Raw genomic sequence first — 13,601 nt, forward strand, 5'->3', positions numbered from 1 at the left:
CCCGCTCCGAAACACGCCGCAGAACGATAACGGCAAAGGGACCGAAGAGAATAACAGGTTCCGCCGGTTACTAAGGTCTCGCTGCCGGACGCAGCGTGATGCGCGTCATCTCCGACGGCCTGCCCAGCCGAAGCGCGAAGCCCGGCCAGAGTCCACTGCCGTTGCTGACGTACAGGGTCATGTCGCCAACCGAATACCTACCCGATACATACCCACCATTCGGCGCCTCAAACGCACGACCCAAACCGGCAATCATGCCGCCGTGCGTGTGGCCTGACAGTTGGAGCGCGACCCCCGCCGCAGCTGCGGTTCGGGCGGCGCGGGGCTGATGATCGAGGAGAATGACGGGGGCGTCGGTCGGTGCCCCGGCGAGCGCCGCGCGCAGATCGGGCGGCGGCTGACCGGCCGATGCCGCCGAAGGATCGGTAACGCCGGCAATCACCAGCGCTTCGTCAGCGCGTTTCAGTGTGATATGCGCGTTGAGAAGCATCCGGATGCCGAGCCCGGTTAGGTGATCGATCCACGCCGCGTAATCAAAGAAATATTCGTGATTTCCCGGCACGGCGATGACGCCGTCCGGCGCGCGAAGATCAGCGAGCGGCGCGACGTCGCTCCGGCGCATTTCCACCGACCCGTCGATAAAGTCGCCCGTCACGACGATCAAATCGACGTCACTGGCATTGGCGCGCGCCACGACAGCGCGAGCCCATCGTTCGGGGAAAAGACGGCTGATGTGGAGGTCGGTCAGTTGCAACAAGCGATAGCCACTGAAGTGGGGCGGCAAACCCGCAATCGTGACCTCGATATCCCGAATTGGCGGTACGCGGATCGCGTTTGCGACTCCGACGGCCGCCAGGAGCGCCGCGCTGCCTGCGGCTGCATAGCGAGCGGCGTCGGGAAGCCCAACGATGCGCAGATGCACGAGTGAGACAACAAGTGTGGCGGCGTCGAGGAAGAGCTGGATCAAGGCTAGCAGCAGCAACGCACCGAATGCCCAGTTGAACAGGATGACGACGGGTCGGGGAAACTCAGGCGCGAAGACGGACCCGGACGAGAGACGGCTCCAATAGTGGAACTGCGACGCGCAGAGGAAGGCGATCGCCACCGCCGCCTTCACCCAGAGTGGGAGCGTCAGCGGTGCAAGCCAGCGGGCGAGAACGTACAGGCATGGCGCAGCGAAGATCAGGTGGAAGATCGTCCAACTCCTTGTGCTATCGTACAAGCTGCCGCCGGCGACCCTTGGATGCAGCCAGCCTGGTCGCGCCGGCGCAGTTTGGCGCTCGTCAGTCCGGGATCGTCGCGTCGGGATGAAGGATGCCGCGTTCTCGCAGTTCCTGCCAAAAGGCTGGCGGGATCTTCGCCCGCAGCGCTGCGTGATCGGCGAGGATGTGCGTGGGAGACGCGGTGCCGACGATCAGCGAGGCTGCGACGTCAGGCGCAAGGCTGAACTGAAGCGCAGCGGCAACCAGATCGACGCCGTGGTTCGCTGCCACTGCGCGCAGCGTCTGCAGCCGCTCGCGCTTATCGCGCGCGATTACCGTATTGTCGGCCCCGTAGTTGAAACGCGGTGCTCCGCCGAGGAAGCCTGCATTGAGTGCAGATCCGACGACAAAGCTGACCCCCTTGGCGCGCGCCGCGGGAAATAGCTGTTCTACCGCATCGGCGTGATCGACAAGCGAATATTGGCTGGCGAGCAGATGAATATCGCTATCCGCTACGTCGAGGCAGCGCAGGATCGGCTGCGGGCAATTCACGCCCATGCCCCAGGCGTCGATGACCCCTTCCTCGCGCAATCGCGTCAATGCCGGAAAGGCGCCGCGCTCGGCGACCGGCCACAAGGTTTCCCAATCTTGTGGCAAATAGTCATTGTCCGGCGACAGATCGTGGACAAAGACAATGTCGAGCCGATCAAGCCCGAGCCGCTGTAGGCTGTCTTCGATCGATCGCTTCACGCCGTCCGCCGTATAATCGAAATGCGGGGTGTTGGGCGAGTTCGTGAACGGGAAATAGGACTTCGCCGCATGGTCCCGCGAGGCGCGCAGCAGCTTACCGACTTTCGACGAAATGACGAACTCGTCCCGGGGCTTGCGCGCGAGGAAGCGGCCGAACCGTCGCTCTGCGAGGCCAAGGCCGTACCATGGCGACACGTCGAAGTAGCGCACGCCTGCATCCCATGCGGCCGACGGGGTCGCCTCGGCCTGCTCGTCGGTAGCGAAAGCGAACTCGTTGCCGATGGCGACACCGCCGAGGCCGAACCGATGACGGAGATGATAGCGCCTGATGCTCATCGATTGCCTTTCACAATCATGTGACAGGTTCCCAACGCTTCCCCGTAAGTTCCGCTGCGTTTATTCACCCGATCATGCGGCAAACACGACCATTGGGTTGCGGCGACCTTGCCGGCTGTTCGCTTCAGCCCGAGCACCGGGCGGGCGCCACGCTGGTAGCAATCACGTCCGTCTCCCTCTGCGCCGCGCCGGACCCGGCAACGGCGGCGCTTCGGCGAGCCTATGCCGCCTCCGCTGCGTGTGCCGAGACGTACTTGCTGAACCAGATCGCACGCGTCGGTCGAATGACCGCCGCGGAACGCCTTGAAGATCTTCTTGCCGAACTCCTCGCGCGGCTCCGGCTGTCTGGTTGCGCGCAAACCAACAGCTGCGCCCTCCAGCTGCCACAGGGGATCTCGGCAGATGCAACGGGTCTAGCGCCAGTGCACCTCCCCGCATGCTGCAGAGCGCGGCGCGCGAGAACCGACTGCGGCCGAGCCACGGCATGCTCGAGTTGCTTAATCCCGATCACCCCCGGCGGCAGGTCCGGCGCATGCCGCGGCCGTGACCATTCGCTGGACGCCGAAACGCTTCATGCTGCCGCGATCGTGGCGGCCGAGCCGGATGACGGCACCGCGGAGCGCATCTCGATCCGGGCAAGTAGACGGCGTGCCATCGACAAGGCTTGGCCGACGACCTGATCCATATTGTAATAGCGGTACGTCGCCAGGCGACCGACGAAGGTGACATGCTCCTCGGCGAGGGCGAGCGCCTCGTAGCGCTTGAATAGCGCCTGATTTTCCTCACGCGGGATTGGATAATAGGGATCGCCCTCGGCGCTGGGATATTCATACGTCACGCTCGTCTTGGCCGCATTGTCGCCGGTCAGGTGCTTGTACTCCGTCACGCGCGTGTAGGGCACGCGTTCGTCGGGATAGTTGACGACGGCGACCGGCTGACGCCACTCCCGGTCTTCGGTCTCATGGCGGAAGGTGAGCGAGCGGTACGGCAGCTTTCCGTAGCGGTGGCCGAAATATTCGTCGATCGGGCCGGTGAAGACGAGATGATCGTGCGGATAGGCGTCGCGCGCCGCGCGATACTCGACGCCGAGCAGCAGTTCGATGTTCGGGTGATCGAGCATCGCTTCGAACATGCGGGTGTACCCGTCCGCCGGCATCGCCTGGTGCTTGTCGGTGAAATAGCGGTCGTCGGTGTCGGCGCGGGTGGGCACGCGCGCGGTAACCGACTTGTCGAGCTCGCTCGGATCGAGCCCCCACTGCTTGCGCGTGTAGCCGCGGAAGAACGTCTCGTAGAGTTCGCGCCCAACGCGCGAGACGACAACATCCGCCGACGTGCGGATCGGCTCGACCGGCTCGGCGCGGGCGGTGAGGAACGCCTCTACCGCCTCCTCCGTCTCCAGCCCGGCGTCGTAGAGCATGTTGAGCGTGGTGCGGTTGATCGGCATCGGCACACGCAGGCCTTCAATATCGGCGAGCACGCGATGCTCGTACGGCCGCCACTGCGTGAAGCGCGAGAGGTAGGCGAAGACGTCGTCCGAATTGGTGTGGAAGATGTGCGGCCCGTATTGATGGATGAGCAACCCGGCGGCGTCGCGATGATCGAACGCGTTGCCGGCGATATGCAGGCGCCGGTCGACCACCAGCACCGAGAGGCCGCTGTTCGCCAGCCGCTCGGCCATCACCGCGCCGGCGAACCCGGCACCGACGACCATCACGTCGTAGCGGTTTCGCCGCGGCGGCCAGGACGTCGGCGAGACGATCGGCTCGATCGTGTGCGACGCCGCGCGCTCGACCGCGATCAGCGCGCCCATCTTGAGCACGGTATCGTCCCACGATCCGCGCGCCAGCTGCTCGTCCGCGGCGGTCAGCCACGCTGTATCGGCGCGGAGTGCGACGGCGGCTTCGCAGGCGGCGATGAACGCCTGCGGCGTCGCGCCGATGGCGACCGCTTCCAGATCGCCATAATGCCGTACCACGTCGACGATCGGCGTCGAGACGACCTTCAGGCCCGCCGCGAGATATTCGGGCGTCTTGGTCGGGCTGATGAAGCGCGTCGCCTCGTTGATCGCGAAGGGCATCAGCCCGACGGTCCAGCCGCTCATGTACGACGGGAGATCGGCATAGTCGCGGCTGCCGAGGAAGTGGAGGTTCGGCCGCGTCGGCAGGCTGGCCGGATCGATCTTCACGACCGGGCCGATGATGACGATCGACCAGTCGGGATGCGCGTCCGCCAGCGCGGCGAGCAGGCCAAGATCCATGCGCTCGTCGACGACGCCGGCGAAGCCGAGCTTCGGGCCGGGCAGCGCCGCCTGATCCTGCGGCTCGTGCGGAGCATCCCGTGCGGCAGCGAAGTGCGCGACGTCGATGCTCGAGGGAAAGGCATGGACGTTGTGGTGGCGATCACGCTTCGCCTCGTAGAGGCTCGAGCCGCCGGTAAACACCACGTCCGCCGCGGCAAGCAGCTCGCGCTCGAGATCGAGCAGACCGGGGGGCGGAGACTTGAACGCGGAGAGCTCGTCCATACAGTCGAAGACGACGCATTCCGCCGCGATCGATGCGGAGAACGGCAGCATCATCGGGGTGTAGTACCAACGCACCGCGACCTGCGGCAGCGTGGCGAGTTGTTCGGCTAGCAGGTCGCGCAACGCGGCCTGCTCTTCGGCAGCCGCCAGCCCACGCGGAAAGAGCGGCGTGGCGATTGTCACGTCATGTACATGATCCTGGGTGATCCGTACCGTGGGCGCGTGAGGCGCATCAACGTATTCGGGTTCTTCCCAGAAGAGGATGCGATAAGTCTCGGCGAGCCGCGTCATCAGATGCTGGGGCCGCTGGAACACAAAATTCCAACGTAGATGACTAAAACAGATTAGAGTTCGATGGCTGGGCGCTGGTTGATGATGAAGCGACGTATCTTGGATGGGTTTATCAACCGGCAACTTCATCGACTATTTCCCGATATTCGAGAAATATAATGGTAGCGATTGGTAGATGGTTCCTGTTTTCAGCGCCGCGTTGATTTGAATTAGCCGGATTTCGCCGGAGAGGATGCAACATTGGCCAACCTGACGCGCTCCACTGATGGGTGATGGAGGGCAAGATGAGGGCTTTGGAGCGTTGGTGCGGCGTCGAGTGCACCGTCAGCCGCGCCGGTGATGTCTATACCGACCAGCTTCGACGATCGGGCCATCATGATCGTGACGACGACATCGCACGCATCGCGGCGCTTGGGTTCGATGCGATCCGCTACCCGCTGTTATGGGAGCGCGTGTCGCCCGATCGGCCCGAGGCGGCGGACTGGGCGTGGTGCGACGCGCGGCTGGCGGCGCTGCGCGAAGCCGGGATCGGCGTGATCGCCGGACTGATCCACCACGGCAGCGGGCCGGCCTACACCAACCTGCTGGCGGATGATTTCGCGAGCGGCCTCGCGCACCACGCCGCCGCCGCCGCAGGGCGTTATCCCTGGATCGACGCGTGGACGCCCGTCAACGAGCCGACGACGACCGCGCGGTTCTCGGCGCTGTACGGCCATTGGTATCCGCACGCGCGCGACGAGGCGTCGTTCTGGGGCGCACTGATCAACCAGATCGATGGCGTGCGCCTGTCGATGCGGGCGATCCGCGCGATCAACCCCGCGGCGCGCCTTATCCAGACCGACGATCTGGGCCGGACATGGAGCACCGCGCCGCTCGCTGGGCAGGCGGCGTTCGACAATCAGCGGCGCTGGGCGGGGTGGGACCTGCTGTGCGGCCGGGTGACGCCGCAGCATCCGCTGTGGCACCGGCTGTGCGCGCTTGGGCTAGGCGAGCGGCTGCGGGTCATCGCCGACGATCCGTGCCCACCGGACATCATCGGCATCAACCATTATCCGACGAGCGACCGGTTCCTCGACCATCGCGTGCAGCGCTACCCCGCCGATCTCCACGGCGGCAACGAACGGCTGCGCTTCGCCGATGTGCCAGCGCTGCGCGCGCTCGACCCCGCACCAGCGCCGTTTGCCGGCGCGCTGCGTGAGGCATGGACACGCTATGGTCTACCGGTCGCGCTGACCGAGGTGCATCTTGGCTGCACGCGCGAGGAGCAGATGCGTTGGGCCAAGGCGGCGTGGCAGGCAGCAGTCGACGCGCGCGATGCGGGAATCGACGTGCGCGCCGTGACCGCCTGGTCGCTGTTCGGCAGCGCCGATTGGGATACGCTGATCACGCGTCCCGGCCGCTACGAAGCCGGACTGTTCGACGTGACCGGGGGAATTGTCCGTGCGACGGCGCTGGCGCAGCAATGGGGTGCATCGGCCGACGCGCCGGTGCACGATGTCACCGCGCAACCCGGCTGGTGGCAGCGCGACGAGCGGCTGATCTTCGCCGCGGCACGCCGCCCCGCGGCCACGGCCGACCAGCTTCGCCCGGCGGCAAGCGCGGCGCGGCCGCTGCTGATCTGCGGCGCGACCGGAACGCTTGGCCAGGCGCTGGCGCGTGCCTGCGTGGCGCGCGGCATCGCCTATCGCCTGATGACGCGCGAGGCGTGCGATCTCGAAGATCCGCTGTCGATCGCGACCGCGCTCGATACGGTGCAGCCATGGGCGGTCGTCAACGCCGCCGGCTGGGTCCGCGTTGACGACGCCGAGGCGGAGGAGGCGGCGTGCTGGCGCAGCAACGCGACCGGCGCGATCGATCTGGCGATCGCAGCGGCGCAGCGCGACGTGCCGATCCTCGCCGTGTCGAGTGACCTCGTGTTCGACGGCGCGAGCGCGAGCCCCTATTGCGAGGGCGACGCACCGCACCCGCTGTCGGCCTACGGCCGCAGCAAGCGTGCGATGGAGGACGGCGTGCGGCGCCACGGGCATCGCCCGCTGGTGATCCGCGCGGCGGCGTTCTTCTCACCCGACGATCCGTATAATTTCGCGCACGCGGTGGCGCGCGATCTCGATGCCGGCCGCGTCGTGCGCGCCGCCGACGATCAGGTCGTCTCGCCGAGTTACGTGCCGCACCTCGTCGATGCGATGATCGACCTGCTGATCGACGGCGAGAGCGGCATTCGCCACCTGGTGAACGAGGGAGCGGTGACGTGGCTCGCCTTCGCCCGCGCCATCGCGCACGCGATCGGGCACGATCCCGATTGGATATGCGGCGTGGCCGGCGCCGAGCTCGGCTGGATCGCGCCCCGCCCACGTTACTGCGCGATGCGCAGCGACCATGTCGCGCCGCTCGGGCCGCTAGCCGAGGCGATCGATCAGTTCGCGGCCTGCTGGCGCCGGGACAATCCGGGGGACGGCATCGCCGCGACGACGAGAAATGGAACAATGATCGAGGTTATTGCTTCAGAATAAAGCCGACGGCTTGAAAGTAAAAGCTGATTTGAATCAGGTAGATAGTGCGCGTTTCTACGCGACCGAACCGCCGCTGATCAGTTGACCCCGTGATCCTCCATTATCTGGGAACGCGGCATGTACTATCACGATAAGCGTCTGCAATATCCGGTGGTCGTCGAGAAACCAAATCCGCAGTTCGCGCGCATGCTGCAGCAGGCGATCGGCGGGGTCGAGGGCGAGATCCGGGTCTGCATGCAGTATTTCTTCCAGGCGTGGGGCAATCGCGCGCCGACGACGAAATATCGCGACATGCTGCTCCACACGGCGACCGAGGAAATCGGGCATATCGAAATGCTCGCCACCGCCGTCGCGCTCAACCTGGAGACCGCGCCCGCCTCCTTGCAGGAGGAAGGCGCCACCGACAGCATCGTTGGTGCGGTGATGGGCGGCGGCAGCGCCAAGGCGTCGATCGAGGGGTTGATCCACAAGAACCTGCTGTCGAGCGGGCTCGCCGCGATGCCGGTCGATTCCGACGGCGTGCCGTTCAACATGAGCCACATCTATGCCAGCGGGAACGTCGCCGCCGACATGTATTCCAATGTCGCGGCGGAAAGCACGGGGCGGGTGCTGGCGGTGCGGCTGTTCAACGCCGCCGAGGACAAGGGCATGAAGGACATGCTCCACTACATGATCGCGCGCGACACGATGCATCAGCAGCAGTGGCTGGCGGTGCTGGAGGAGCTCGGCGGCCCGGCGGCCAACCTGCCGATCCCCAACAGCTTCCCGCAGGAGCAGGAAGACCAGCGCAACAACTACAATTTCTACGCCACCGCGATCGACGGGTCGGTGCCAGAGGGGCGGTGGACGAGTGGGCCGACGATCGACGGCCGCGGCGAGTTCACTGTCTTCAACAACCAGCCGCTCGGCGACGAGCCGGTGCTGGGACGGCGCGTCCCGACAGCGCGGCGCAGGACAAGCAGATCGGCTGACGGCCGCGGCTGACGATCACGGCCGGCGGCATCGTCGCCGGCCGTATCCGCCACGCCTGGCCGCGCGGCGAGCGCCTATCGGCAAACGGGACGAGTGATGAAGATCCATCATCTGAACTGCGGCACCGACTGTCCGGTGGGCGGCGCGCTGTTCGACGGGAAGAGCGCCGGCCCGTTGGCGACGCTCGTCTGCCACTGTCTGCTGATCGAGACCGATGCGCACGGCCTGGTGCTGGTCGATACCGGCTATGGCCTGCGTGACGTCGCCAATCCTCATGGTGGCCGATCGGAACGCCTCCCGCGGCCGTGGCGGGTAATGCTCAACATCCGGCTGCGCGAGCGCGAAACTGCGATCCGGCAGGTCGAGGCGCTGGGCTATCATGCGCGCGACGTGAGCCACATCGTCGTGACGCACCTCGATTTCGATCATGCTGGCGGGCTGGAGGATTTCCCGCACGCAACGGTCCACGTGATGCAGCGCGAATATGACGATGCGGCGGGGCCGCACCGCGGCTTCGTCGCGCGGCACCGCTGGCGGCGGCCGCAGTTCGACGACGTGCGCGACTGGCGCCGCTACGGTGCGCGCGGGGAGGGATGGTACGGCTTCGACGCCGTGCGCGACCTCGACGGGCTGCCGCCGGAGATCCTGATGGTGCCGCTGCCTGGCCATACCTGGGGGCACGCCGGCGTCGCGGTTCGCCGCGACGACGGGCGCTGGCTGCTCCACGCGGGCGACGCCTATTTCTATCGCGGCGAAATGCGCCGGGCGCGGCGGCGCTGCACGCCCGGGCTGCGCGCCTATCAGCGACTGATGGAGAGCGACGCCACCAGCCGCCTCACCAACCAGGCGCGGCTGCGTGCGCTGTCGATCGAGCGGCGCGACGAGGTGTCGATCGCCTGCGCACACGATCCGGTCGAGCTGGCCCACTGCCAGGCGGGGCATCCGCTGTGACCGACGCCATTCACCATCACCATAAGGAAGGACGATCATGACCACGCAAAAGGATCGGTATCAGGCGCTGCTCGTCAGCGGGCTCGTCAACGCCCACGCCGTCGAGAAGCAGGCGCTGTCGATCATGACGCCGCAGGTATCGCGGATCGAGAATTATCCCGAGGTCGCGGACCGGCTGCGGCTGCACATCGATGAGACCAATTCACAGATCGCGCGGCTCGACGAGATCCTTGCCGGATTCGACACGAGCGGATCGACGCTGAAGGATATCGGGCTGAGCATGTCGGGCGGGATGGCGGCGATCGCGCACAGCGTCGCCGGCGACGAGATCCTCAAAAACAGCTTCGCCAATTACGCCTTCGAGCATTTCGAGATCGCGGCGTACAAATCGCTGCTGGTGCTTGCCGAGGACGGAGGATTCGCTAGCGCGACCTCGCTGCTGCAGGCGTCGCTCGGCGAGGAGCAGGCGATGGCGCAGTGGATCGACGAGACGCTGCCGGTGGTGACGCGGCGTTACGCCACGCTCTATACCGAGGAAGGCAGCGCGGCGGCGAAGATCTGATCGCGCGCGGCGTCGATCGCTCGAGGGGCGTCCATCGATGATCGTCGATGGACGCCCTTCCTCCTATCAGAACCGGGCGTCGGCCAGATCGTCGGCCGGGCGACGCGGCGCGATCGTTACTTCGGCCGCTCTGCGACCACGCCGGCGCCCGAGCAGGTAGGCGAGCCCCGCCGACACGACGATCCACGGCCAGGGTGACGCGGCGACGGCACCGGCGGCGTCGGGGAGTGGCGTGGTAGCCGCCGCGACGTGGACCGGCTGCGGCGTCAGCTGTGACTGGGGTTGCGGCTGGCGTTCCGTCGCATGTGCCGGTTGCGACGGTCGGGGTGGCGGCGCGACCGCGGCGATGCCGGATGTTTCCTCGACCTCGAACGACGGCTGCCCGGGTGGGGAGACGGTGTGGCGCAGCGCGGGGAAGGCGGCCTCGCTAGCCGCCTCGCCGCGCATGCCGTTCTCCTGCGCCGCCTGATGGTTCTCGGGGTCGGCCGTGCCGTAGAGGTGCGTCGTCTCGCTCATTGAGTGATCCTTCTGGGAGCTGGGGATGGCTGCCTCAACAGACCGGTGACCGCCGCGGCACACGTTGGGTATGCCAAGGGCGGTGCCGCGACGGCCCGCGGCTGCCTGACGGGGCTGCGCGACGTCACGGTTCTGCGCATCGCGATTGCCGCCGTGATCGATGTCCTCGAAACCGATGCTGCGGAACCTCGGTGTGCGCAGGGTGAGTCCATCGAACAGTAACGTCCGCCGTTGCGCGCCGTTTCGCGGGTCTAACCTATGGCAACCACTATTCAGGGCCGGTCCGGCCGTGAGCCAGCCTGGCCGCCGACGCCTGCGCGCCGACACTGATGAGCAAGCCGCTGTGTGCTGGCGCGAGAAGCGGCTCCGTTTTGCAGACAGCCGACCCGGCTCCGAGGTCTCAGGCCAGGCTGATCGGCGGCGCCGTAGCGTTGCGTAGGATCATCGGCCGTAGATGCGGTCGAGCACCTGGGCCGAATCGAGCAGGCGCTCGGCAGCGGGATCGAAGGCGGGGGAGCGCGCCAGCTGCCGTGCCCAGGCCGCGGCGGCGCGACCGCCCCAGTCGTCGGGTGGGTCGACCAGCCGCGTCGCGGCGGTGCCGTCGAACCGCTCGGCGGTGAAATCGTAGAACGACCCGGCGACGTTGCGCAGTGCCGCGCCGCCGCGCGTGCCGTAGAAGCTCGCCTCGATCACCGCCTCGTGGCCTGCATGGAGCCGCCACGAACAGGCGAGGCGAACATCGGTGCCGCCAGCGCGGAAGCCCGCAGCAGCATAATCCTCGACCGCGTCCGGGGCGAGCGGCGTGCCGCCCGCGAACAGCGTGGCATGCACGTCGGCCACCGTGGGAAAATCGAGCGTCCACAGCGCGAGGTCGACGAGATGGACGCCGAGGTCGATCACGCAGCCGCCGCCCGACTGCTGCGGATCGTAGAACCACGGCTTGTCGGGCCCATAGGCGTTGTGGAAGACGAGATCGACCGCGAAGATTTCGCCGAGCTCGCCCGCGCGGATCAGCTCGGCGATCGTGGCTGCCGCGGCGGTATGCCGGTACGACAGGTCGACGCCGAGCAGCCGATCGGCGGCGCGCGCCGCAGTGATCACTACGGCGACCTCGCCCGCGTCGCGGCCGAGCGGTTTCTGGCAGAACACCGCCGCGCCTGCCCGTAATGCGGCGATCGACTGCGCGGCGTGGAGCGCGCTGGGGGTCGCGATCACCACGCCGTCGAGCTTGAGCGCCAGCATCTGCTCGAGCGAGCCGACGACCTGCGCGGCGGGAGCGATCGCCGCGGCCTCGGCGACGCATTCGGGCGCGGAATCGCTGATCGCGACGATCTCGATCTCATCGGTGGCGGCGATCGCCGCCATGCGATGCCGCCCGATCCACCCTGTGCCGAGGAAACCGACGCGCGGCCTCATGCGAGATCCACCAGCGCCTTGACGAACCCGGCGGGCTTGTCGCGCGTCGCCGCCAATGCCGCGTCGAGTTCGTCGAGGCGGTAGCGATGCGTGTAGAACGGCGTCGGATCGAGCCGGCCCGAGGCGACCGCATCGATCGCCTCGTGCAGCCCGCGCATCTGCACCGCGGGATCGCGCTCGTGCGCGTTGACCACGTCGATCCCCTTCCAGTTCCACATCTGCATGCTCACTTGGCGCGGCCCGTCCTGGTGATAGCCGGCGACGACCAAGCGACCGCCGAAACCGACGAGCTCGCCCGCGAGATCCAGCGGCCACTGCTTGCCGACGCATTCGATCACGCGCAGGCACAGCGCGTCCCCCGTCAGCGCGGTGACGGCGTCAATGATCGTCTGGTGATCGTGCATCGGGATCGTCTCCGCCGCGCCAAAGCGCCGCGCAAGCGCGAGCGATTCCGCGCGCCGCGAGATGGCGATCACCTTTGCGCCGGCGTCGCTCGCGAGTTTGGTGAGGACGGCGCCGAGGAAGCCGATCCCGATGATCGCGACCCACTGCCCCGCCTCGACCTGCGCGCGGCGGAAGATGTTGAACGCGCAGGCGAGCGGTTCGCCAGGGAACGGTTGATCGGCAAGGCTGTCGGGCAGTTTGGCGACCATCGTCGCGGGGGCGATGTCGTGATCGGCGAAGCTGTGCCCCGACAATAGCGCGACGCGATCGCCTACCGCGAGCGACGTGACGCCATCGCCCAGTGCATCGACGACACCCCATCCTTCATGGCCGAGCCCGCCAGGCTCACCCGGAAAGGTCGACCACGGCTGGCCCTCCCACGGCTCGACATTGGACGCGCAGACACCGCATCCCTCGAGCCGGACGCGGACCTCGCCCGGTTGCGGCAGCGCCCGCGGCACATCGTGCACCGCAAATTGCCCCGGCGCGGCGAGAACGGCCGCGCGCATACTAACTTCCATCAGTGTAAACCCTCGAAACTAAATAATGATCTGGCGATTGGCCGTGGATGCACCAGCCTGGCACCAGTGACGGCATGAACGCGACGCTGCGCGCCAACATCACCCGGCTGCGCGAGCGCGACGCGGCGGAACGCGCGAACGCGCCGCGATCGGCACGGCTGGCGAGTGCGATCACCGACTTCGCCGGATCGATGCGCTTCGTTGCGATCCATGCCGTCGCCTACGGGGCGTGGATCGTGATCAACCTCGGCTGGATCCCGGCGGTCCCCCGCTTCGATCCGACGTTCGTCGTGCTGGCGATGGAAGCGTCGGTCGAGGCGATCTTCCTGTCGACCTTCGTCCTGATTACGCAGAACCGCATGGCGGCCGAGGCGGAACGCCGCGCATCGCTCGACCTGCATATCAACCTTCTTGCGGAACACGAGTTGACCAAGGTCGCCGATCTCGTCGTGCGGATCGCGGCGCATCTTGGCGTATCGGTGCACGATCCGGCGTACGACGAGGTGCGGCAGGACGTGGCGCCCGATCGCGTGCTCGACGCGCTCGAGGACGGCGAGGCGCCGTAACGGGCGCGCGTGACCGGCAACGGCGGCGGCGGTCACAGCAGCG

General features: G+C 67.0%; 12 protein-coding genes. 6 read left to right on the forward strand and 6 right to left on the reverse strand.

Annotation, left to right across the window (positions count from 1 at the left end; all coding sequences use genetic code 11):
* Nucleotides 1-70: 70 nt before the first annotated feature.
* The 3 genes from B7L05_RS13170 to glf form a co-directional block, all read right to left on the reverse strand.
* Complete coding sequence (locus B7L05_RS13170; RefSeq protein WP_256926727.1) at nucleotides 71-1,222, reverse strand: metallophosphoesterase; 1,152 nt, start codon at nucleotides 1,220-1,222, stop codon at nucleotides 71-73.
* 61 nt (nucleotides 1,223-1,283) lie between these two features.
* Nucleotides 1,284-2,288: an aldo/keto reductase gene (locus tag B7L05_RS13175; RefSeq protein ID WP_085810754.1), complete on the reverse strand. Its 1,005-nt coding sequence runs from the start codon at nucleotides 2,286-2,288 to the stop codon at nucleotides 1,284-1,286.
* Between the two features lie 571 nt (nucleotides 2,289-2,859).
* Complete coding sequence (gene glf / locus B7L05_RS13180; protein WP_256926728.1) at nucleotides 2,860-5,124, reverse strand: UDP-galactopyranose mutase; 2,265 nt, start codon at nucleotides 5,122-5,124, stop codon at nucleotides 2,860-2,862.
* A gap of 260 nt (nucleotides 5,125-5,384) precedes the next feature.
* On the opposite strand from glf, the gene B7L05_RS13185 reads away from it, so the two are divergent.
* The 4 genes from B7L05_RS13185 (at nucleotide 5,385) to B7L05_RS13200 (ending at nucleotide 10,095) form a co-directional block, all read left to right on the forward strand.
* Nucleotides 5,385-7,610, forward strand: coding sequence for an NAD(P)-dependent oxidoreductase (locus B7L05_RS13185; RefSeq protein WP_144037280.1), 2,226 nt, complete (start codon nucleotides 5,385-5,387; stop codon nucleotides 7,608-7,610).
* A gap of 117 nt (nucleotides 7,611-7,727) precedes the next feature.
* Nucleotides 7,728-8,594 (forward strand): manganese catalase family protein, encoded by an 867-nt coding sequence (locus tag B7L05_RS13190; RefSeq protein ID WP_144037281.1) that lies wholly within the window; start codon nucleotides 7,728-7,730, stop codon nucleotides 8,592-8,594.
* An 84-nt stretch (nucleotides 8,595-8,678) separates the two neighbouring features.
* The gene (locus B7L05_RS13195) at nucleotides 8,679-9,533 is read left to right on the forward strand and encodes an MBL fold metallo-hydrolase (RefSeq protein WP_085810757.1); all 855 of its coding nucleotides are present in this window, start codon (nucleotides 8,679-8,681) and stop codon (nucleotides 9,531-9,533) included.
* Nucleotides 9,534-9,570: 37 nt separating this feature from the next.
* On the forward strand, nucleotides 9,571-10,095 hold the full coding sequence (locus B7L05_RS13200) for a ferritin-like domain-containing protein (protein WP_085810758.1): 525 nt from the start codon (nucleotides 9,571-9,573) through the stop codon (nucleotides 10,093-10,095).
* Between the two features lie 66 nt (nucleotides 10,096-10,161).
* Here the strand turns inward: B7L05_RS13200 and B7L05_RS13205 are convergent, their stop codons facing one another.
* The gene (locus B7L05_RS13205) at nucleotides 10,162-10,611 is read right to left on the reverse strand and encodes a hypothetical protein (RefSeq protein ID WP_085810759.1); all 450 of its coding nucleotides are present in this window, start codon (nucleotides 10,609-10,611) and stop codon (nucleotides 10,162-10,164) included.
* 45 nt (nucleotides 10,612-10,656) lie between these two features.
* Between B7L05_RS13205 and B7L05_RS17480 the strand changes: the two genes are divergently transcribed.
* Nucleotides 10,657-10,833: a hypothetical protein gene (locus B7L05_RS17480; protein WP_179187217.1), complete on the forward strand. Its 177-nt coding sequence runs from the start codon at nucleotides 10,657-10,659 to the stop codon at nucleotides 10,831-10,833.
* Nucleotides 10,834-11,052: 219 nt separating this feature from the next.
* Here B7L05_RS17480 and B7L05_RS13210 read toward each other — a convergent pair whose 3' ends face one another.
* Complete coding sequence (locus B7L05_RS13210; RefSeq protein WP_085810760.1) at nucleotides 11,053-12,027, reverse strand: Gfo/Idh/MocA family protein; 975 nt, start codon at nucleotides 12,025-12,027, stop codon at nucleotides 11,053-11,055.
* Nucleotides 12,024-12,980, reverse strand: a complete 957-nt coding sequence (locus tag B7L05_RS13215; RefSeq protein ID WP_144037282.1) for a zinc-binding dehydrogenase — start codon at nucleotides 12,978-12,980, stop codon at nucleotides 12,024-12,026. The genes B7L05_RS13210 and B7L05_RS13215 overlap by 4 nt, the downstream gene beginning before the upstream one ends.
* Before the next feature lie 59 nt (nucleotides 12,981-13,039).
* Here B7L05_RS13215 and B7L05_RS13220 point away from each other — a divergent pair, with 59 nt between their 5' ends.
* Nucleotides 13,040-13,558, forward strand: a complete 519-nt coding sequence (locus B7L05_RS13220; RefSeq protein ID WP_085810762.1) for a DUF1003 domain-containing protein — start codon at nucleotides 13,040-13,042, stop codon at nucleotides 13,556-13,558.
* The last annotated feature ends 43 nt before the right edge of the window (nucleotides 13,559-13,601 follow it).

Origin of the sequence: Sphingomonas sp. TZW2008 (assembly GCF_002117915.1) — a bacterium.
GTDB lineage: Bacteria > Pseudomonadota > Alphaproteobacteria > Sphingomonadales > Sphingomonadaceae > Sphingomonas.

Bases quoted from the DNA above. Each gene is read 5' to 3' on its own strand.
- B7L05_RS13205 (WP_085810759.1), bottom strand. From the start codon at position 10,611: ATGAGCGAGACGACGCACCTCTACGGCACGGCCGACCCCGAGAACCAT.
- B7L05_RS13215 (WP_144037282.1), bottom strand. From the start codon at position 12,980: ATGCGCGCGGCCGTTCTCGCCGCGCCGGGGCAATTTGCGGTGCACGAT.
- B7L05_RS13195 (WP_085810757.1), top strand. From the start codon at position 8,679: ATGAAGATCCATCATCTGAACTGCGGCACCGACTGTCCGGTGGGCGGC.
- B7L05_RS13190 (WP_144037281.1), top strand. From the start codon at position 7,728: ATGTACTATCACGATAAGCGTCTGCAATATCCGGTGGTCGTCGAGAAA.
- B7L05_RS13175 (WP_085810754.1), bottom strand. From the start codon at position 2,288: ATGAGCATCAGGCGCTATCATCTCCGTCATCGGTTCGGCCTCGGCGGT.
- B7L05_RS13210 (WP_085810760.1), bottom strand. From the start codon at position 12,027: ATGAGGCCGCGCGTCGGTTTCCTCGGCACAGGGTGGATCGGGCGGCAT.
- B7L05_RS13185 (WP_144037280.1), top strand. From the start codon at position 5,385: ATGAGGGCTTTGGAGCGTTGGTGCGGCGTCGAGTGCACCGTCAGCCGC.
- B7L05_RS13200 (WP_085810758.1), top strand. From the start codon at position 9,571: ATGACCACGCAAAAGGATCGGTATCAGGCGCTGCTCGTCAGCGGGCTC.
- B7L05_RS13220 (WP_085810762.1), top strand. From the start codon at position 13,040: ATGCACCAGCCTGGCACCAGTGACGGCATGAACGCGACGCTGCGCGCC.